Here is a 21,079-nt window from a genome sequence, read left to right as displayed (position 1 = left end):
TTTGACTGTGGTTCTTAGTCAGCAAAACCACTTAACACCAACTTGCCAATCACTTGGCCTTGTTCCAGTAACGCATGCGCCTGGCGTAGATTGGTCGCGTTGATAGCCCCCAGCTGTTGGCCAACCGTGGTTTTCAACTGACCGCTATCGACCAGCGCTGCGACTTGGTTTAGTAGCTGATGTTGCTGTTGTTGATCCGGCGTCTGGAATAATGAACGGGTAAACATCAGTTCCCAGTGCAGGCTCAGGCTTTTTAGCTTCAGCGGCCGGATATCCAGCGCGGTTTTTGGGTCATCAATCAGCGCTAGCTTGCCTTGTGGCGCTAAGGCGGCAATAAACTGATCATAATAGGCGGCGGTATCGACCAGGCTGGCGATATGGCTGACTTCGTTGATGCCGATACGCGCCAGTTCTTCCGCCAGCGGCAACTGGTGATTAATCACATAATCAGCACCTAACGCCTTCACCCAATCCTGACTTTCCGGCCTGGAAGCAGTGCCAATCACAATGGCATCGGTGCGCAGTTTGGCCAGTTGCACCATCACCGAACCCACACCACCGGCGGCGCCGCTAATCAGCAGTACTTTTGGGGTGTAGGTTGGTGGCGTTGTTGCTGGCTGATTCAGCTGTAGCCGGTCAAATAACAATTCCCAAGCGGTAATGGCGGTTAGCGGTAAAGCTGCAGCTTCGGCATCGCTGAGGGTTTTTGGTTTGTGGCCGACCAGACGCTCGTCAACCGCATGAAATTCACTGTTAGCACCGGGTCTGTCGAGCGCTCCGGCGTAAAACACCTGGTCACCTGTTTGGAATAAAGTCACAGCTTCGCCAGTGGCGACCACAGTACCCACTGCATCCCAGCCGAGGATCTCTGGTTTTTCTGTGCTGCCCGGGCGGTTCTGACGGATTTTATAATCAACCGGATTGGCGGCGATGGCGCTAATCTTCACCAATAAATCATGCGGTTTTAAGCTTGGTAATGGCAGTGTTAAATCCTGCAGTGCTTGCGGATTGTCGATCGGTAACGATGCGGTATAACCGATGGCGCGCATGGTTTTTGGTAAAGAAGTCGGTAACGTTGTTGGTAAAGTCGTTTGGGTTTGTTGTGTCATTTAAAAACTCCGGGTTTATTCGATTTAAATTGATTGTTCAAAAAGTAACTGGCTTGAATGACGCGCATTGTGCCGGTTTGACATCATTAGAAAAACCATCTAAAAACACATTCTTTATCAAATAAAATTTGAAAATGCTGCAACTTCAGGATTTAAAACTGTTTCAACAAATTGTGGTCACCGGCAGTATCAGTGCCGCTGCCCGGCAATTTGATTTAACGCCCGCCGCCGCTTCCGCAGCGCTGAAACGGCTGGAGCTTTATGTGGGTACCGCGCTAATAATTCGCAGCACCCGTTCGCTGAAACTCAGTAGCGCTGGCGAAAAATTCCTGCAGCATTGCCAGAATGCATTGACCGCGCTGGAGCAGGGCAAGCAGGAATTGACCGAACAAAGTGGCCGGATTGGCGGTGAATTACGACTGACTGCACCAAGCGATCTGGGGCGAAATCTATTATTGCCCTGGCTGGATGAGCTGCAGGATCAACATCCGGATTTGCGCATCCGGCTGGAGCTTTCCGATAAAATTGCCGGCCTCACTGCCGAGCAAGTTGACGTCGCGCTGCGTTATGGCGCCTTGCCGGATTCAAATCTGGTGTCCTTTCATATTGCCGATGTGCCACGGGTGTTGTGTGCTGCGCCAAGCTATCTGGCGATACATGGTAAGCCGCTGCATCCAATTGATTTACAACAACATAACTGCTTGTTGTATCTCATCGACCAACGCACCTTTGCTAACTGGCATTTTGGCTATCAAGACGATCCTTTTACGGTCAGCGTCAGCGGCAACCGCGTCAGCAACGACGCCGAAATCGTCCGGCGCTGGGCAGTCAGTGGCAAAGGCATTGCACTCAAATCAGCGTTGGATATGTCGGAAGATTTACGCGTCGGCCGGGTCATTTCGCTACTACCAGAATTCAAACCACACCCACAGCAACTCAATCTGGTCTGCGCCAGCCGCGCTCAGGTCAGCCCAACGGTGTTGCTGCTGCGTGATGAACTGAGAATTCGGGTGGCGCAGCAGTTGGCTAGAATCAATTAACATTTGGGGTCAGAGTCAATTGTTAACAAAAATCTGTTAACAATTGACTCTGACCCCAGAAATTACAAACGTAACACACCACCTTGCACCAGCTGTTGATGGCTGATAAATGGGGTTTTCAGCGCTTTATCTTGCCAGCTGTAGCTAGAGTTGCTTGCAGCATTCTGTTGAATTTCCAGTGTTTTTCCAGGGTAATAAGCTGGGTTTAGGCTGATGCGTGCGCTTTTTACCGTTGGGGCGAATAGGGTGTAGGTTGGGTTGCCGGGATCGGTGGGGTAGAGTCCGAGCATGCTAAATACCAGCCAGCTGGATAGGGTGCCGGTGTCATCGTTGCCGGGTAAACCGGCTGGGGTGTTGTGGTAATGCTGTTTTATAAGCTGTTTGACCCGGGCTGAGCTTTGGCTTTGCGATAAAGCGCTGCTGCCGCTTTGCAATAAATAGTTGTACAAAAACGGATAAGTAATATCCGGCTCATTCGCCATATCAAATTTGCCGCTGTCAAAGGTCAGATCCAGTTGCCGGACAAACTCGTCTTCGCCCAATAGCTTGATCAAGCCCGGCACATCGTGTGGCACATAAAACCGGTAATTCCAGGCGGTACCTTCGATATACCCAGCGGTGGGTTCAAAGTTGCGGCCGCTGTCCGGATTAAACGGGCTATGCCATTCGCCGTTACGTTTTTTTGGCCTTAGCATACCGGTCGAAGCGTCGAATAACTTCTGATAATTCAGCGATTTTTGCTGAAACAACGCGGCGTCATCGGTGTGTCCAAGCGCGGCTGCCAAACGGCCAATGGCGGCATCGGCCAGATAATATTCCAGGCTGGTGGATACACTGCCATCATAAGGACCTTCGTCGTCGACCGGCACGTAGCTGAGCTTAAGATAATCAGCATTTTCTGGTCGCAGCGGGTTATTCGTCGCCGTCAATGCGGCTTTTTTCATCGCCTGATAAGCGGTTTTTACATCAAAATCGCGGATGCCACGTAAATAAGTATCGGCAATCACCACCGCCGCCGGGTCGCCGACCATCACTTTGGTTTCGATACCAACCAGCTCCCATTTTGGCAGCCAGCCATGTTCCTGACTCATCGCTACCATCGTCTGCACCATCGCGCTTTGCAACTCCGGATAGACCAGGCTAAGTAGCGGATGCACATTGCGATTGCTGTCCCATAATGAAAACACCGAATAGCGTGGCTGATTTTTATTATTGCCAAACAAAGGTTTATCTGCAGCGAACTCGCCCATCAATGGGTAATCGCCATTGACGTCGCTGATAATGCTCGGGTGGATCAGGCTGTGATACAAGGCGGTGTAAAACAAGGTTTTGTCGGTTTGGCTGGCATCGATATCGATGCGGCTAAGCAGGTTGTCCCATGCTTGCACTGAACGCTGGCGTAATTCGTCAAAGCTTAAGCGTTTTGCTGACACTGTCGGCGCTGAAGTCGAAGCCGTCTGATATTGCTCTGCATCCAGATTTTGCCGCGCGTTGTCGATACTGACCCAGGATACCCCCAGCTCGACTTCAATCACCTCGCCAACCTTGTTGTCAAAGCTGAAATAAGCGCCGATATCATCACCGCTCAGCACCTGGCGGTGAAAAGGGTAGGCTTTGTAGTTGTTGTTATGTGGCATCCACTCGGCTTCGACATTTTTGTATAACGGCATTTTTTTAAAACCGCCAAAACGCTGCGCTGGTTTGTTAAAACGGGCTACAAAATACACCGGCCGCGCTTGTTCGCTGTGATAACAAAAAGTGCCAATGCTGCGGCTGCCTTGCACTTCAGTGGCGGAATTAATTTGCAGACTGCCGCCACTTTCGTTGGTCAGGCCAAGCCCTAAATTCAGCAGAATATTGGCCTGACCGGCCGGAAAGGTAAAGCGGCTGCGACCGCTGCGTAAGGTGCTGGTGACTTCGGCTGTTGTGTTGTATTTGCTGATTTCAGTTCGGTAATAACCAGGGCTGGCTTGTTCATCCTGATAAGTGGAACCATATTTTTCGGCGTCCAGTTCCAGCGCGCCGCTAGTTGGCATCAGCAGTAGTACACCCAAATCCGGACAGCCCACGCCACTTAAATTGACATGGCTAAAGCCGGTCAGGAATTTATTCTCGAAGATATAACCGCGCGAATTCCAGGCGGCGTCTTTTTCAAATTGGTTTAGTTTATTGCCGTCGGCGCTTTTGCCATCAAAAGCGACATTAAAAGGCGCCACTGATACCAGTGCTTGCGGATACTGCGCGCCGGGGTGGGTGGCGCCAAAGTTGGCGGTACCGATAAAAGGGTTTACGTATTGGCTGGGGCTGGGGCTGGAGCTGGCTGGCATTTCTTTAGCCTGCAGCGGAGCCGCTGGCAGACTGAGCAGCAATCCAAATAGCAGACCTTGTGGCATCGCAAAATACGCAAATCGCTTGTTCAACTTCATGGTGCTTGCTCACTCATGGTAAAAATCAGTTCGCCACCTTGCATCAGTTGCTGGTGAGAGATAGTAAAACCAGTCACCGGCGTGCCGTTGAAAGTCACCGCTTTGACATACAGATGCTGCGGCGACTGATTTAAAGCTTTAACTGTCAACTGCTTACCGTTACCCAGTTGCAGTATGGCCTGATGCACTTCCGGGCTGCCCAACACGTACTCGCCGGATACCGGATCCACCGGATAAAAGCCCAAAGCGCTGAATAAATACCAGGCCGACATTTGCCCGGCATCTTCATTACCAGCGAGGCCGTCCGGCTTGGTGCTATACAGCTCGTGCATAATCCGCCGCACCAGCGCCTGCGTTTTAGCAGGCTTACCAGCGTATTGGTACAAATAGGGCACATGATGGCTGGGTTCATTGCCATGCACGTACTGGCCAATATAACCGGAAATCCATTCTGGCAGCGGTTGCGCGGAGCTGGTTTGTGAGGCGCTGGTTTGTGAGGAAATCAGCTGCGCAGTACTAAACATCTGATCCAGTTTGGCAGTGAACGCGGCCGGACCGCCGTACAAAGCAATTAAGCCCGGCACATCATGCGGCACAAAAAAGCTGTATTGCCAGGCATTGGCTTCACAATAATCTTCCGGATGATAGGCGTTCGGGTCAAACGGCATCCGGAATTTACCTGCGCCGTCTTTAGCGCGCATAAAGCCAGTGGTGGTATCAAAATGTTGGTGATAGTTTTGCGAGCGGGCGCGAAATTCGGCGGCAATGTCAGTCTTACCTAAGTGTTCGGCCAAGCGGGCAATAGCCCAATCGTCATAGGCATATTCCAGCGTCAGCGCGACATTCCATTTGCGTTCGGCATAAGGCACGTAGCCAAGCTGCTGATAACTTTGTAAGCCAAATGCCTGCTGTTTGGCACTTTTAACCGCTAACTGCAGAATTTTATCGCCAAGTTCCTGTGGCTGTTTGCTGGTTAAGTGGCCCTTTAAGTAGTTGTCCACTAACACCGGCACTGCGTGGTAACCGAGCATCATATCGGTCTCGTTGCCCTGAAAATTCCACACTGGCAGCAGGCCAGAGATCTCGGCGTGATCCAGTAACGACAACAACTGCTGTTGATTACGCTCTGGATTAAACAACGTTTTCCACGGATGCAAAGCGCGGAAAGTATCCCATAAACTGAAAAAATCATGATGGGTATGGTCAGTGCGCTGATGCACCTGGCCATCCGGGCCTAAAAACCGGCCGTCGCTGTCGGCAAAAACTCTGGGCGCTAAAGCGCTGTGATATAAAGCGGTATAAAACTGGATTAAGTTATCGCGACTGGCGGTCACTTGTACTTGCGATAATTCGGTGCGCCAGGCTTGTTGTGCTTGTTGTTTCACTTCGTCAAAGCTCAGCGCTTCGCCTTCAGCCAACAGATTTTGCCGGGCGTTGTCGCTACTGACCGAGCTGAGCGCGGTACGGACGGTGATGTCACGATGTGCAGTGGCAAATTGCAGCAATAACGCCACTGCTACGCCTTGTTGTTGTTTGGCCGCGGCAGACAATTCGACAGTACTGAGGCTGCCATCAGCTTGCAACTGTTCAGTGTCGCAAGCCAGCTGCCACTGTAAGCTGCTGATTGGCTTTGAAAACTTAGTGTAAAAATACACTTTTTGCTTGGGCGCCCAGCCGCTGGAATAACGATAACCTTCAATACTGTAAGCATCGATAATGCGAATGGCGCTGGCAGTGGTTTTGTCCCAGTTGCGGCTATAGCCTAAATCGAGGCGGATGAGCGGGGCGCTATTTGCCGCTTGTATTTCATCAAACCGATACCGCTGATAACCGGTCCGCAGGCCAGCAGTCAGCTCAACATTGACCCGATAATCCGGCAAATACACCTGATAATACCCGGCTTGGGCTTGTTCCTGCTGATGCGAAAAGCTGGATACCAGCGTGCCTGCTGCCGGGCCGCCGTCGGTTTTTTCACGTTTGAGCGGCAAGCGCAGTGGCATAAAGGAAATATCGTATAAATCTCCGGCGCCGGTGCCGGATAAATGGGTATGACTAAAGCCGGCGATGATGGTATCGGGGTAAAAATAACCGGCGATCCAGTCCCAGCCGGTGCGGCCATTGTCGGGGCTTAGTTGTACCATGCCATAAGGCACGGTCGCGCCAGGGTAGGTTTTACCCTTGCCGTCAGTGCCAATCAGCGGATCAACAAACAACAGCGGATCGGTAGCAGTCAGCACTTCATCAGCTGAGTTGTTAGCCGTGGCTTGTTGCGGCGCCTGCTGTGCGGGCTGACTGCAGCTAGTGACGCCAACCATCAGCAGCAAGCTTGCCAACACTGCAATCGCCTTCGCCGAAACAACCTTTGCCGAATCATTATGGCAGTTATGCATCAACCCCGGCCTCCGGCTTAGTCTGCGCTGTTAAAACTAACAAGCGGCAAGCTGGCAAATCCCATACCACGCAGCACTTCAATGCAAGCACACAGGGTGTGGTAGTCGCACTTGGCACCGGCGGCGCTTTTCTCACTGCTGACTTTGCTGTTGTCGCGGTTTAGCAAGCGGAACCAGGCGCCGTATTGGTGATCAATTAAATGATCCCAGCTGTATTGCCATAAATTCTGATACGCCACTAAATACACTTCGGCGCCGGTGGTTTGGTACAACAACGCCGCCGCCGCCATACTTTCGGCCTGCACCCAGAAATATTTGTCATCGTCACACCAGCGACCGTCCGGCGCAAAACCGTAAATCAAGCCGCCATGTTCGGCGTCCCAGGCTTGCTCGTAAGCGCGGTCAAACAGTTCACACGCCTTGGTGACGAGCCAGTCCCGCGGTTGATGGCGGTGTAAAATCAGCAATAACTTGGTCCATTCGGTCTGATGGCCAGGTTGGAAACCCCAGGGACGGTACAGGTTTTTCGGATCAGCTTTGTTGTAGTTCCAGTCCGGCTGGAAACTGGGGGTGTAATGTTCCCACACCAGGCCGTCGGTTAACGCCGCTTGCCGCACTGTGATGTTCTGCGCCAAGGTCATGGCGCGCTCAAGGAAAAGCCGCTCGCCGCAGGCTTCATAAGCGGCCAGCATCGCTTCACATAAATGCATATTGGCGTTCTGGCCGCGATAATCACTGAGCACACCTTGCGGGCTGATTTCATCGGCATACAGTCCAAAATCGGCTTGCCAGAAACGTTGTTCCAGCAACTGATAAGTTTGGTTGAGTTTATGGCTGTCTTTAATTAAACCGGCTTTATGCACAGCAGCGTAACAGAGCAGCACAAAGGCATAACCATAAGCTTGTTGCGTGGTGTCGAGCGGCTGGTGGTCTTGTAAAGTCCAGGCGTAACCCTGGATATCTTCGCGCCAGTGCACTTGCTCGACATAGTTCAGGCCGTGCTGGGCGATTGCTTTGTATTTCTCTGATTTATCTGTATCAGCGGCAAATAACATCGCCGCTGTGGCGTAGTTAATGACGATGCGGGTGCTGCTCACTAGCTGTTTAAATCCCGGATTAAACAACTCGCCGTTATCAAAGTAATTGTGGAAATAACCGCCGGATGGGTCGACTACCCGTGGATCATAAAAACCCAGAATGTCCTGACAATGCTGCAGAATAAAATTCTGGTCGTAATAATTATTAGGCTGTGAGGTGCTTGGCATCATCAATCTCCGGAAATTCAACAGGCCGGGGCGACCGGCAAAAAGGGTATTAAGGCTTGTACGTCAACCTGGCGACTGGCCAAATCGGCGAGGATTTCAGTTGCGTCCGGCAGGGCGGGGAAAGCGCCTGGTCGGGTGACAGTGACGGCGCCGCAGGCGGTGGCAAATTCAATACAAGCGTGCAATAAGGCGCCTTGCGGCAATGAAGCAGCTGGTAAACAGCTGAGGCTAAACAGTAAACCACCGATAAACGCATCACCGCCGGCTGTGGTATCAACCACCTGTACTTTGGGTGGTGTGACCGTTACCGGCGCCGATCCGGCCCGATAATAGTCAATCCTGCCACCGCCGTCGGTAACCAGCAATAACTGGCAACCGGCTTGTAGGCAGTGCTCAAGATAAGCCGCTGCTGACTCGAAGCCATCACAAAGATATTGCAACTCATCCCGCGAAAACTTCACAATATCCGCCTGCCACACCAACGCATTGACCCGCTCGCGATGGGCAACGCCCTCCTGCCATAAGTTATGCCGTAAATTGACATCAAAACTGACCAGGCAACCGGCCGTTTTCGCCTGCATCACCAGCTGTGTGGTGGTGTGCGCAATAAAATCATCGGTCAGAGTATTGCTGCAAAAATGCAAAATAGGTTTGCTATCAAACCAGTCGGCGCTGATTTGCTCTGGTGTAAATAACACGTCGGCGCTTTGGTCGCGATAAAACGAAAAACTCCGGTCGCCGGTTTCATCCAGCATTACAAAGGCTAAAGCAGTTTTAGCCGTTGGGTGACGCTTCAGTAACGACAAATCCACGCCATAAGCCTGTAACGCCTGCGCCAGAAAATCACCAAATGCATCCTGGCCAACCTGACCGGCGAAGCGCGCCAAACCGCCTAATTTCGCTACAGCGACTGCGGCATTGGCCGGAGCACCGCCCGGAAACTGGCGGTAGGCTGGTAATTGCAGTGGCCCTTGTTGTTGCACACCAATATGTAAAAAATCAATCAAGGCTTCGCCAAAACACAGCACCTGACGCAGGTCTTTGGCTGCAGCGCGCTGCTGGCCTGAGGTAGAATTTACAATGATCATAACGATACCTGTGATAATGCCGAAACGCGGTGCTGCTGACGGGTGCTATACCATGCATATCCGGCAATATAACCATAAGCCAACACCGGCACGATAAAACTGAGTTGCACACCAACACTGTCAGCGACCAGCCCCTGCAGCAACGGTAAAATAGCGCCGCCGACAATCGCCTGGCACAACAAACCCGAGCCACGGCTGGTCAAAGGCCCTAAACCGCGAATAGCCATGGTGAAAATAGTTGGGAACATAATAGAGTTAAAAAAGCCAATCGCAATCACCGACCAGACCGCTACCATGCCAGTTGAGTTCATTGTCACAAACAGTAATAGAATCGCAATCAACGCATTGCTCAGCAGCACATAACTGGCTGAAATATAACGGGTCAGCAAAGCACCGATAAAACGGCCGATCATCGCACCGCCCCAATAATACGCCACCATGGTGCTGGCTTGTTTTTCTGAGAGGCCACCAATATGCTCCAGTGCCAGATAATTCACCAGAAAACTGCCAATACTGACTTCAGCACCGACATACAAAAAAATTGCCAACACACCGAGCAATAAACCTTTTTGCTGCCAAATCGAGCTTTCTGCCGTCAACAGCTGCTGGGTTGGGCTGGCTGCTGCAACCGGTGGTGTCAACAGCGGTAACTTGAGGAAATAAAAACCGGCAGCGGTGAGTAAAGTGACGCCCGCCAAAATCAGATAAGGTAACTGCACTGATTTGGCATCTGCCGTTTGGCCAGCAACTTCAGCGCTGGCCGACAAATCCGCCGTTGCCGAAAAAATCAACGCCGCACCAAACAGCGGTGCCAATGTATGACCCAGTGAATTGATTGCCTGCGCCAAACTTAACCGGCTGGCGGCAGTTTCTTCTTCGCCGAGAATCGCCACATAAGGGTTGGCCGAGACTTGCAGGATAGTCACCCCAGATGCCAGGATAAATAACCCGAATAAAAACAGCGCATACACCGAAATTTCTGCCGCCGGATAAAACAGCAGACAGCCCAGAGCGATGGTCGCCAGACCCACCATAATGCCTTTGATATAACCGATACGTTCAATCAGTTTGCCAGCCAGCGGCGACACCAGAAAATAAGCGCCAAAAAAGCAAAACTGCACCAGCATCGCCTGAGTGTAATTGAGCGAAAAGGCCGCTTTGAGTTGCGGAATCAGAATGTCATTCAGCGCTGTAATAAAGCCCCAGATAAAAAATAAACTGGTCATCGCAGCAAAGGCAAAGTGGTTGGATTGGTCGCCGCTACCCGAAATGTTAGGGGCGCCAGTGACGGCAGGCTGGCTGCCGCCCTGTGAAATTATACTCATGGTTTGGCCTTTTCTGGGGTTGTGGGGGTTGTGGCAGTTGTCGGAGCAGTGTGGTTCGCCGTCGACATTGAATAGGGTCGATCAGCAGTTGCCAAACCCCGTTGTTTATTCGGCGTGTCGCTCAGTTGGAAATCCAGCTGGCCGCCTTGGCTAAGCTCGTGATGACTAAACCAGTTTTTTGGATAAGTCTGCTGCTGCCAGGAAAGTGCCTGAATATAAGGTGTTTTAGCACTGTTACCTGGTGCATTAATTTGCAGGGTCTTGCCATTAGGTAAGGTCAGTTTGACCTTTTCAAACAACGGGCTGCCGAGTACATATTGATCAGTGCCCGGCGTTACCGGATAAAAGCCTAAAGCGCTAAACACATACCAGGCTGAGGTTTGGCCGTTGTCTTCATCGCCGCTGTAACCGTCCGGCGTGGCGCTGTACAGTTTGGTCATGACGTCACGCAGCCGCGCTTGTGCCTGCCAGGGTTCGCTGGTGTAGTTGTACAGGTAAATCATATGCTGAATAGGCTGGTTGCCATGGGCATAATTCCCCATATTCACCACCTGCATTTCGCGGATTTCGTGAATGGTAAAACCGTAGTAGGAGTCATCGAAGGTCGGTGGCATTTCAAAGACTTCGTTGAGTTTATTCAGGAAAATATCTTCGCCACCCATTGCCTGCTGCAAGCCGGCAATATCATGAAACACCGACCAGCTGTAATGCAGGCTGTTGCCTTCGGTAAAAGCATCACCCCATTTCAGCGGGTTAAACGGGCTTTGGAAACTGCCGTCTTTATTGCGGCCACGCATCCATTTGGTTTCTGGATCCAGCAGTTTCAGATAGTTTTGCGAGCGCTGTGCAAATACTGCCGCATCCTCGGTTTTACCAAGCTTACTGGCAAGTTGGTACAGGTTAAAATCAGCAAAAGCATATTCCAGGGTGCGGGCGGCATTTTCGTGAATACCGACGTCATAAGGCACATAACCTAAGCTATTGTAATAACTTAGCCCTTCACGCCCCACTGACGACACTGGCCGGCCTTGCTCCACTTCGGCGTTCTTTTTCGCCGCTTGGTATAAAGTTTCGATATCAAAATCACGGCCGCCTTTGAGGTAAGCATCAGCGATATTAATGGCTGAATTCGAGCCAATCATCACGCCGCGATGACCAGGGCTGGCCCATTCCGGCAACCAGCCCGATTCTTTATAGGTATTAACCAAGCCTTGCATGATCTGGCCATTGAGTTCGGGGTACATCAGGTTAAAAAACGGGAATACTGCGCGGAAAGTGTCCCAAAAACCATTGTCGGTAAACATATAACCCGGCAACACTTCGCCGTTGTAAGGGCTGTAATGGACGATTTGGTTGGTGCTGTCGAATTCATAAAATTTGCGCGGAAACAGCAGTACCCGGTACAACGACGAGTAAAAAGTGCGGATCTGGTCTAAATCGCCTTGTTGGATGTCGATCCGCGCCAGTTGCTGTTGCCAGATCTGATGGGCTTTTTGCTGCGTCTGGGCAAAACTATCGGCACCAATTTCCCGTTGTAAATTAAGCTCGGCCTGCGCTTCGCTGATAAAAGACGATGCCACTTTGACATGCACCTGTTCGCCTTTTTCAGTGGCAAAGCCAATGATCGCGCCAACATGCTGGCCTTCACTTTCTAACTGATTTGGTTGTAGTTTCCAGCCGTCATGCCAGCTATGACTGACGGTAAAATCTTTATCAAATTCCAGCACAAAGTAGTTGTGGAAATTGGCCGGCACACCGCCGTGGTTGTTGCGGGCGTAGCCAATAATTTTGCGCTGTTTCGGCAGGATTTTCACTTTGGAGCCTTTATCAAAGGCATCCAGAATAAGATAAGCCTGCTCAGTTTTTGGAAAGGTAAACCGGAACTGCGCTGCGCGCTCAGTCGGCGTCACTTCGGCGGTCACGTCATAATCGGCCAGATACACCGAATAATGGTGCGGTTTGGCCGATTCCGCTTTATGCGAAAACCAGGACGCGCGTTCATCCTGTTGGAATTTCAGTTTGCCAGTGACTGCCATCAACGAAAAGGCGCCGTAATCATTCAGCCACGGGCTTGGCTGATGAGTTTGTTTAATGCCACGGATTTTGTGGTCGTCATATTTGTAGGTCCAGCCATCACCCATTGGCGCGGTCATCGGCGCCCAGAAATTCATGCCCCAGGGTAGCGCAATGGCAGGGTAGGTATTGCCGTAGGACAGTTCAAAACTGGAGTCGGTGCCCATCAGCGGATTAACGTGCTGGACTAAATCAGGCGTATTCACTAAATCTGGCGTGGCGGGTACTGGTTTTTCGGCCGTGGCAGACCCTAGATTGTTAGCGGCATTGCTGTTTTTTGCCGAATCGCAACCGCTTAGCACACTTAGGCTTAACGTCAGTGTCGCGAGTAAAGCTGTTGAGTTCAAAAGAATTTTTTTACGCATTGGATTTGGTTTTCCGCTGAAATTCCCGGCAGTGCAGGTGGCACCAACATTGTGCTTAAAATGAGCTTCCCGTCATCCTTGAAGCTGCGGCTTTGTTGCCTTCTTTCGCTCGCCCCAGTCACATAGGGCAACTATGCTCCTGGGGTCTCGCTCAATTGTCGCCGCGCCGCAACTTCAATGATTTTGGGATTAAGTCAGACTGTAATCGATTACATTTAAAATTGTCCAGAAAAAATTCACTGGTTGTTCCAGCTGGCGTATTTTATCGTTTAATGGCTATTAACTACCCGGTTCTGCGCTAAATTAGTGATGAGTGTTATCGATTACATGGTGCTTGCTATTGTCAGAAAGGAGTGGGAATATAGCCAAAATCGCTATATTTCCGTTATGTTTAGCGGGCTACAGCTGAACAATATATAAAGCAAACAGCATTATCCGCTGGCTTTGGGAACGTACAGACGAATGACGAATATCAAAAAAGTGAGTGAATTGGCTGGTGTGTCGACGGCAACTGTATCCCGCACCTTAAAATCACCAGAGCAAGTAACCGAAGCCACCCGCGACAAAGTGATGCAAGCGGTAAAACAAGCGGGCTATCGGCCAAACTGGTTGGCCAGCAGCGTGAAAAGTGGTAAATCAAATTCGATCGTGGTGCTGGTTCCCAACCTGACTAACCCGTTCTTTTTGCGCATTATTGGCGGTATCGAACAAGCGGCGCAGGAAAAAGGTTATTCGGTGTTGTTGGGCGATACCCAGGGTGATAGTAAACGCGAAAACGAATACGCCGGCATGGTGCTGAGCAACAGAGCCGATGGCTTGATTCAGCTGGACCATTCTTTCCCCTTCGCGCCGCAAGATGCTGAATTGGCAGACAATGTTCCTATGGTCAGCGTCTGTGAACGGATTGAAGGTGAGCGCAAGTATCCGGTGATCGAGCTGGATAACTATGCCGCAAGCCGGGCGCTGGCGCATCATTTAGTTGGATATGGCCATCAGAAATTCGCCGCTATTGTCGGGCAAATCAGCAGTCAGATTTACCGTGAACGGCTAGCCGGTATTCGCAGTGTGCTGCAGGAAGAAAACCTGCCATTGCCGGACGAAATGTTAGTTGGCGGTAGTTATACCATCGAAGCCGGCATTGACGGGGTACGGCAGTTACTCAAACAGCCGGTCCGGCCGACCGCCATCTTCTGTTTTAACGACGACATCGCCATTGGTGCCATTCACGAAATCAAAAAACATGGTTTAAGAGTGCCACAAGACATTTCAGTGGTCGGTTTTGACAATATCAAAGTGTCCGCTTTTATCGATCCTCCACTGACCACCGTCGACCAACCCGCCTACGACATGGGCCGCCGCGCTTTTGAGGTCCTCAGTGTGCTGATGCGTGGCGAAAGTCTGACCCGTATCCGGGAAATCCTGCCATTTCAGCTGGTCGAACGCCAAAGCAGCGGCCCCGCCCGGTAATTGTTAACCGCGGTGTCAGAGTCAATTGTTAACTCTTTTTGGTTAACAATTGACTCTGACACCTTAGTTTACATATCTATATATTCTTACAATTCAATGCTTTAATTGTTTTATTTCCCTTCTGTGACCCGCAAGTGAATTTTTTTATTTTTCTGCAATTGTACAGATTGACAGCAGTGCCAATGCTGGCTAGTATCTAACCGCGATATGTAATCGATTACATTTAGCTGATTACCCAAATCATTGAAGATGGAGGTAGGCGGCAACTGAGTGAATCCCCATGAGCATAGCTGTTCTATGCGATTGGGGTTCAGGAAGGCGGCCAACACCCCTGCATTTTCAAGGATATAGGGTAAAACCATTTCCGCTGATGTTGAGAAATGCAGTGGTCATAACATCATAAGAAATAATAAAAATTAATCGAGACATGCTTTCAATGTTTACGATTACACCATTCACTGGGGGAGAACCCATGGTCAACCGGATAGATAGCAAAACGCCTGCGTGGAAAAAAGGTCTGACCCGATCTTTGCTTTCACTGGCCGTTCTAACAGCATTAGGCTCAAATTTTGGTGTGGCGCAGGCGCAAGAAGCCAGCGCGGACACCGACGATAGCTCCACAGCAACAACCAAAGAACAGGTGACGGAAGTCATTGAAGTTCGTGGTATTCGCGCCAGTCAGGCAGAAAACCTGGCGGTAAAACGTTTAGCCGGTGCCGTGGTTGATGCCATTACCGCCGAAGATATCGGTAAATTCCCGGACAAAAACGTCGCCGACTCGTTGCAACGGGTTCCTGGCGTGGTGATTTCCCGTAGTGGCGGTGAAGGTGCAGCGGTCAGTATTCGTGGTTTATCTTCTGAATTAACCTTTACCCAATTGAACGGCAATTTTATCGCTTCTTCACCTGGCGAACCAAGCCGTTCATTCGACTACGCTTTATTGCCTTCAGCGATGATTTCCAAAGTCGAAGTTTATAAATCTTCTGAAGCCAGATTGGATGAAGGTGGGGTCGGCGGCACCATTTTACTGCATACCCGTAAACCGTTAGACATGGATTCTGGCTCTGGCGTGATGAACGTTGAAGCGACTTACGCCGACGTTACCGACGACTATGAACCACATTTTACCGGTGTTTATTCCTGGAAAAATGAAGCCGAAAATTTCGGTATTTTATTGGGTTACACCAAACAAGACCGTACCAACCGCACCTTGACCGGCAGTACCAGTGATTGGCGCTGGACCAGTCAGACCATCAAACCGGTGGATGTGAACGGCAATGTCGTTCCTAACAAAGACCTGATCGGACCTATTGTCGATGCCACTGGCACTAAATATGAAGGGTACTGGGTACCACAAGTTGTCCGTGCTGGCATCACCAATGAAAAACGCGAACGTGAAGGTATTCAGATCACGCCACAATGGCAACTGACTGATAAGTTAGAAGTTGGCATCAACTATTTCGGCTTCACCCTGGGGCAGGATATGACCTTGTCGGTGCTGGATATGCCGGAATGGTCGCTGAATCCAAACTTTGTCACCAATATGAACACTGATCCCAGCAACTCGGTGATCACCGGGATTGATTATTCGGCTGGCGCTGCTGGCGCGCAAAACGACATGCAATTTCCGTGGATCCGCGGGACTTACGTCAAAGAAGAATCAACCTCCGACACCTACGATTTTAATCTGAAATATGAAGGTGATGCTTTCACGGCACGGCTGGTGTTTGGTCATACCAAAGCCAAAGGCGGCCCAACAGAAAGTTGGGAAGCGGCCTATAAGAGCTCAAACTGGGGTGAAGGCGATAAGTTTGTCGAAAACGCTGCCCAGTATGCTGGCTGGAATATGACCGGCGATAGCATCAATATGTATATGGATCCGGCCATTATTACCAATTTAATGGCGGGCGTCGGCGGTGGCCGTGACCCTGGCTCATCGAATTCCAGTTTTGTCCGCAGCACCCTGGCCGAAACCTACGGTCAGGTTGATTTAGATTTTAACGTCGATTTCAGCGTCTTTACGATGATCCGTGCCGGTTACAAATACCGCAACGGCGAATTGCACCGTGAAACCGGTAATAACTTCTTCCTGCCGAAGGATTTTGATATCGAAGGCGCGCTGGCCAGTGGCCGCGGTATTAATGTGTTTGACAGTTACCAGTGGAATGGCGGCATGCCAGCGGCCAATAAGGTGATCAATACCAGCTCCGAAGGCAATATTCCTGGCGGCTTTAATATCAACGTGATGCCAACCATTAACTGGAACGCTTATCGCGACATGATCACCAGCAATTACCAGCTGTATACCCGGATTGAAGACAACTTTGTCTACGACATCACCGAAGTGATCAACGCCGGTTATCTGCAGGGTGATTTTGAATTTAGCAGCTTGCGCGGTAACGTCGGCGCTCGTGTGGTGCGCACTGAAACCACTGGCGCATCCACCGATTTGTACACCTATTTCCTTGATCATACCGATGACGTCACCGGTTTACCTGTCACCGGCAACAAGCGTTTTATTGAAAAATTCGACGTGATTAGCCAGACCAAAACCGACACCAACGTCTTACCAAGCTTCAACATTGCCTGGGATGCCAGTGACAATCTGGTGGTGCGCGGTGCGGTGGCGAAAGTGATGTCCCGGCCGGGGTATGGCGCTTTGGGTAGCCAGGAGCGGATTAGTTTTGTGTCGGACGAATGGGCTGAAGATCGCGCTTCATTTAACGAATTACCGGGTTTCCGTGGTTCAGGTGGTAACAAAAACCTGAAGCCATATGAATCGGTACAAAGTGATTTGTCGGTGGAATATTACTATGGCAAAGGCTCAGCTGTAGGTATCGCCGTCTTTAATAAAGACGTAGATAACTTCGTGGTGCCGCTGATCATCAGTTCAACCCGCGATTTCGCCGGTCAACCGGGCGTGGTACCTGCAGGTCCTATTACCGTGAGCCCTTACAGCACCAGTGGTAACGGCAGTGACGCCAATTCGAAAGGGGTGGAAGTCTTTATTCAACATGCCTTTGAAAATGGTTTTGGTGTTAACGCCAACTATACCCACAACAAGACCAACCAAGCCAATGTCAGTGTGCAGGGCGAAAAAGTGGGTGAGTCCCCGCTGGTTGGGAGTGCCGATTATCAATACAACCTGTCGGCTTATTATGAAAACGACGACTACAGCCTGCGCGCTTCTTACAACAAGCGCGGTGAAGTGGTGGGTGGCCTGGCGAATGGCTTAAACATCTTCTCCGATCCTTATGATCAGGTGGATTTAAATGCCTCTTACAGTGTGACCGAGACATTGGTCGCGACTGCCGCCGTGGTCAATCTGACCGAGTCTGAATCTGTGCAACGCCTTGGCAATGACACCGATTCACGCTTCTTAAGCAGCAGTTATTCGGGTCGCCGTTTTTATGTAGGCCTTAATTATAAATTCTGAAGCTGAGCCTGTTGCCGGGATCTATACCCCGCATCTTCAAGCATGACGGATATATATACCCAAAATCATTGAAGATACGGGTAGGTGGCAAGTGAGCGAGGCTGGATCGCCAGCCCGGCCCGGAGCATAGCTGTTCTATGTGACTGGGTCGGACTGACGCTTCAGCGAGAGCACGCTGCCAACAACCCCGTATCTTCAAGGATGAAGGGTATACCGGCCAGGGCAGCGACATCATCATTAACACAGGATTTTGTATGAAAAATTTTCAATTAAGCAGTATTGCAGTGGCAACAGCCCTGCTGCTGGGTGGCTGTGGTGGCGCCGGTAAAGATCCGGATCCAACAGCGCATCCAACCCCGGCCAGCACAGTGGCAGAACTGAGTGGTGCCGCGGTGAAAGGCACTTTAAGTGGTGCAAAAGTGGCGCTGGCTGCTGTCAACGGCACCAGCGTGACGTTAGACGGCAGCGCCGTGACCGATGCCAAAGGCCTCATCAGCAACTTAAAACTGACCTCAGCACCAGGTTATGCCTTTAACGGCTTGTACCGCGTGACGGTCAGCACCGACGCCAATAGTAAAATGGTCTGCGACGCAGTGCGTTGTGGTGATATTGCGCTTGGCCAAAGCCTCAACGGCGCTGCACTTGGCACTTTACAGCTACAAAGTCTGGTTTGGATCAAAGCCACTTTAGGCGCCACCGCTGATGGTAAAACCGATGCGGCGTTTCAGGCCAATGCGCTGAGCACCTTAGCCACTGGCTTGTTAACTCAGGCGATTACGCAGGGCCGTTCGATTAGCGCTCTGGAAAGTCTGGCGCCGGCGCAGCTGGAATACTCGTCATTATTGCTGCGGATTTTAGGGGTGGAAGCCAACAACCTCAACCTGTTCACCGAAGCTTTGGTCAGTGCTGAGGCGGCAGCAAATCTGCAAACTGCTAGCAACAACACCAAACTGCTGTCGTTACTCAACGCCGCTTTTGCTGATTTTGCGCCAGGTGAAAACCTGCAGGCCAACTTAACCGCCAGTGCAGCTTTAGTGACCCGCGCCGCTGCCGGTGATTTTGAAGCTGCGGTGGCCCTGCGTGAAAAAGTACTGGCGGCCTGGGCGTTACACCCGGTGATCACTGAACTTGGCCTTGATGCGACGAAACTAATCGACCTGAAATTGCCGTTAGTGGCTGAACTCAAAGCCGGTGGTCCGGTGCGTGAATACACCACTGCTGACCGCATCGCCACTGCGACCATCACTGCCCGTGGTGCTATCGGCGAAGGTGAAGCCATTGGCAAAGCCTTTGATGGCGATAGCAAAACCAAGTGGCTTGATAACAAAGGTATTCCGTCGGTCGAAGCTCCGTCATGGGCCATTGTGAAATTTGCCGAAGCGGTGCCGGTTAGTACTTTGTCGATCACCAGCGCCAATGATGCCGATAGCCGTGACCCAGAGAACTTTAACATTGAAGGCTCCAACGATGGCGTCAGCTGGACACCATTGGCAAGCTTCGCTGGGGTCAGTTTTGCTGAACGTTATCAAACCCAGGATTTTGGTTTTAGTAACACCCTGGCTTACCGCCAATACCGGGTCAATATCACCAAAAACAAAGGCAATGACAGCCTGATGCAGCTGGCCGAAATCGAGCTGATTGGCCCGGTGTATGCCGATGTTGATCACACGGATGCCGGTGGCAATATCACGTCGCGCGGGGCTATTAGTGCCAGCGAAAGTGCTGACCGGGTGTTTGACAACGATGGCAAAACCAAGTGGCTGGATAACAAAGGTATTCCAACCGTTGATGCGCCGTCCTGGGTACAAATCGATTTGGCCGAAGCAAAAGCTGTTGGCACCCTGGCACTGACCAGTGCCAATGACGCTGACAGCCGTGACCCGGAAAACTTCAATCTGCAAGGTTCCAACGACGGTGGCGCCAGCTGGAGCACAGTCGCGACTTTTGCCGGTGAAAGTTTCAGTAAAAGAGCCGAGCGCCGGACTTTTAGCACCGGCAACAGCCTGGCATTTAGCAGCTACCGGCTGAATATCACCAAAAACAAAGGCAACGACACTTTGATGCAAGTGGCTGAAGTGGAGCTGATTGGGCCGCAAATTGCTGCCAAAGATCATTCCACCGGCGCCATCATCACTGCCCGCGGTGCCATTGGTGATGCGGAAAGCCCGGACAAAGCTTTTGACGATAAAACCTCCACCAAATGGCTCGATAACAAAGGCGTGCCTTCTGTTGAATTGCCAACCTGGGTGATGGCGAAATTGCCGGAAGCCAAAGCGGTGAATTTACTGGCGATCACCAGTGCCAACGATGCTGACAGCCGTGATCCGGAAAACTTCAGTCTGGAAGCATCAATGGATGGTGTGTACTGGGTGAAATTACAAAGCTGGGCCGGAGTTAGTTTTGCTAGCCGCTTAACCCGGCAGCAGTTCCCGTTCAGCAATGACGTTGGTTTTAGTTATTACCGGTTGAATATCACCAAAAATAAAGGCAACGACAGCCTGATGCAAATCGCTGAAATCGAGCTGATTGGCCCGGATTACGTGGCGCAAGATGTATCGTCATTACCTGGCGTGACCATTAAAGCCCGCGCTGCGATCAGCCCTTCAGAAAGTGGCGAGCAGGTGTTTGATAACAATCATCTGACCAAATGGCTGGACAACGGTGGCGCGCCGACTGTTGCAGCACCGGCCTGGGTTAGTGTCGGTCTGGCACAAAGTCAGATTGTCAGTGCCGTCGCTATTACCAGTGCCAACGATGCGCCAAGTCGTGACATTGAAAACTTCAGCTTGTTGGGATCCAACGACGGTACCACCTGGGTGAAAATCACCGACGTTGCCGGTCTGAACTTCGCTGGTCGCTATGAGCGGCAAGTGCTGAGTTTTGGCAATGGCCGTGCCTATCAGCACTACAAAGTCGACATCAGCAAAAACAAAGGCAACGACAGCTTAACGCAAGTCGCGGAACTGGAATTGCTGGGGCCGGTGCTTGAGTAAGTGATGTAGTTATCGTGATACAGCTGCGTCAGCCATGGACGGACTGATGCAGCCCTTCGTTCGGTGAATGAAGTTTTTTTCTTGTTTTTATCGTGTTTTGTC

11 protein-coding genes are annotated in these 21,079 nt (G+C 51.0%); 4 read left to right on the top strand and 7 right to left on the bottom strand.

Features of this window, described 5'->3' with window-relative positions; genetic code table 11:
- Nucleotides 1-14: 14 nt before the first annotated feature.
- On the bottom strand, nucleotides 15-1,109 hold the full coding sequence (locus A5320_RS05025) for a zinc-binding alcohol dehydrogenase family protein (RefSeq protein ID WP_442966048.1): 1,095 nt from the start codon (nucleotides 1,107-1,109) through the stop codon (nucleotides 15-17).
- Between the two features lie 134 nt (nucleotides 1,110-1,243).
- On the opposite strand from A5320_RS05025, the gene A5320_RS05020 reads away from it, so the two are divergent.
- Nucleotides 1,244-2,149 carry a LysR family transcriptional regulator gene (locus A5320_RS05020; protein WP_197489982.1) on the top strand — a complete coding sequence of 302 codons (906 nt, stop codon included), beginning with the start codon at nucleotides 1,244-1,246 and terminating at the stop codon, nucleotides 2,147-2,149.
- Between the two features lie 62 nt (nucleotides 2,150-2,211).
- Here A5320_RS05020 and A5320_RS05015 read toward each other — a convergent pair whose 3' ends face one another.
- Genes A5320_RS05015 through A5320_RS04990 form a run of 6 tightly spaced genes read right to left on the bottom strand, consistent with a single transcriptional unit; the run spans nucleotide 2,212 to nucleotide 13,081 of the window.
- Entirely contained in the window at nucleotides 2,212-4,575 is a 2,364-nt protein-coding gene (locus A5320_RS05015) for a GH92 family glycosyl hydrolase (RefSeq protein WP_197489981.1), read from the bottom strand.
- On the bottom strand, nucleotides 4,572-6,965 hold the full coding sequence (locus tag A5320_RS05010; protein WP_197489980.1) for a GH92 family glycosyl hydrolase: 2,394 nt from the start codon (nucleotides 6,963-6,965) through the stop codon (nucleotides 4,572-4,574). The genes A5320_RS05015 and A5320_RS05010 overlap by 4 nt, the downstream gene beginning before the upstream one ends.
- Before the next feature lie 17 nt (nucleotides 6,966-6,982).
- Nucleotides 6,983-8,230 carry an AGE family epimerase/isomerase gene (locus tag A5320_RS05005; RefSeq protein ID WP_068061730.1) on the bottom strand — a complete coding sequence of 416 codons (1,248 nt, stop codon included), beginning with the start codon at nucleotides 8,228-8,230 and terminating at the stop codon, nucleotides 6,983-6,985.
- Nucleotides 8,231-8,247: 17 nt separating this feature from the next.
- On the bottom strand, nucleotides 8,248-9,318 hold the full coding sequence (locus tag A5320_RS05000) for a carbohydrate kinase family protein (protein WP_197489979.1): 1,071 nt from the start codon (nucleotides 9,316-9,318) through the stop codon (nucleotides 8,248-8,250).
- Nucleotides 9,315-10,643 (bottom strand): sugar MFS transporter, encoded by a 1,329-nt coding sequence (locus tag A5320_RS04995; protein ID WP_068061728.1) that lies wholly within the window; start codon nucleotides 10,641-10,643, stop codon nucleotides 9,315-9,317. The genes A5320_RS05000 and A5320_RS04995 overlap by 4 nt, the downstream gene beginning before the upstream one ends.
- Nucleotides 10,640-13,081 (bottom strand): GH92 family glycosyl hydrolase, encoded by a 2,442-nt coding sequence (locus A5320_RS04990; protein ID WP_082971538.1) that lies wholly within the window; start codon nucleotides 13,079-13,081, stop codon nucleotides 10,640-10,642. Before A5320_RS04990 ends, A5320_RS04995 begins: the two co-directional genes overlap by 4 nt.
- A 462-nt stretch (nucleotides 13,082-13,543) precedes the next feature.
- Between A5320_RS04990 and A5320_RS04985 the strand changes: the two genes are divergently transcribed.
- The 3 genes from A5320_RS04985 to A5320_RS04975 all read left to right on the top strand — a co-directional run bounded on the left by A5320_RS04985 (nucleotide 13,544) and on the right by A5320_RS04975 (nucleotide 20,977).
- Nucleotides 13,544-14,548 carry a LacI family DNA-binding transcriptional regulator gene (locus A5320_RS04985; RefSeq protein WP_068061725.1) on the top strand — a complete coding sequence of 335 codons (1,005 nt, stop codon included), beginning with the start codon at nucleotides 13,544-13,546 and terminating at the stop codon, nucleotides 14,546-14,548.
- A gap of 472 nt (nucleotides 14,549-15,020) precedes the next feature.
- Nucleotides 15,021-17,984, top strand: coding sequence for a TonB-dependent receptor (locus tag A5320_RS04980; RefSeq protein WP_068061723.1), 2,964 nt, complete (start codon nucleotides 15,021-15,023; stop codon nucleotides 17,982-17,984).
- A 254-nt stretch (nucleotides 17,985-18,238) separates the two neighbouring features.
- On the top strand, nucleotides 18,239-20,977 hold the full coding sequence (locus A5320_RS04975; RefSeq protein ID WP_068061720.1) for a discoidin domain-containing protein: 2,739 nt from the start codon (nucleotides 18,239-18,241) through the stop codon (nucleotides 20,975-20,977).
- Nucleotides 20,978-21,079: the final 102 nt, after the last annotated feature.

Origin of the sequence: Rheinheimera sp. SA_1, from assembly GCF_001669775.1 — a bacterium.
GTDB lineage: Bacteria > Pseudomonadota > Gammaproteobacteria > Enterobacterales > Alteromonadaceae > Pararheinheimera.
The sequence above is the reverse complement of the archived record's forward strand: the minus strand, read 5'-3'. Positions and strand labels throughout refer to the sequence as shown.

Coding starts and splice junctions, on each gene's coding strand:
- A5320_RS05020 (WP_197489982.1), top strand. CDS start 1,244: ATGCTGCAACTTCAGGATTTAAAACTGTTTCAACAAATTGTGGTCACC.
- A5320_RS05010 (WP_197489980.1), bottom strand. CDS start 6,965: ATGCATAACTGCCATAATGATTCGGCAAAGGTTGTTTCGGCGAAGGCG.
- A5320_RS04980 (WP_068061723.1), top strand. CDS start 15,021: ATGGTCAACCGGATAGATAGCAAAACGCCTGCGTGGAAAAAAGGTCTG.
- A5320_RS05015 (WP_197489981.1), bottom strand. CDS start 4,575: ATGAAGTTGAACAAGCGATTTGCGTATTTTGCGATGCCACAAGGTCTG.
- A5320_RS05000 (WP_197489979.1), bottom strand. CDS start 9,318: ATGATCATTGTAAATTCTACCTCAGGCCAGCAGCGCGCTGCAGCCAAA.
- A5320_RS04975 (WP_068061720.1), top strand. CDS start 18,239: ATGAAAAATTTTCAATTAAGCAGTATTGCAGTGGCAACAGCCCTGCTG.
- A5320_RS04985 (WP_068061725.1), top strand. CDS start 13,544: ATGACGAATATCAAAAAAGTGAGTGAATTGGCTGGTGTGTCGACGGCA.
- A5320_RS04995 (WP_068061728.1), bottom strand. CDS start 10,643: ATGAGTATAATTTCACAGGGCGGCAGCCAGCCTGCCGTCACTGGCGCC.
- A5320_RS05005 (WP_068061730.1), bottom strand. CDS start 8,230: ATGCCAAGCACCTCACAGCCTAATAATTATTACGACCAGAATTTTATT.
- A5320_RS04990 (WP_082971538.1), bottom strand. CDS start 13,081: ATGCGTAAAAAAATTCTTTTGAACTCAACAGCTTTACTCGCGACACTG.
- A5320_RS05025 (WP_442966048.1), bottom strand. CDS start 1,109: ATGACACAACAAACCCAAACGACTTTACCAACAACGTTACCGACTTCT.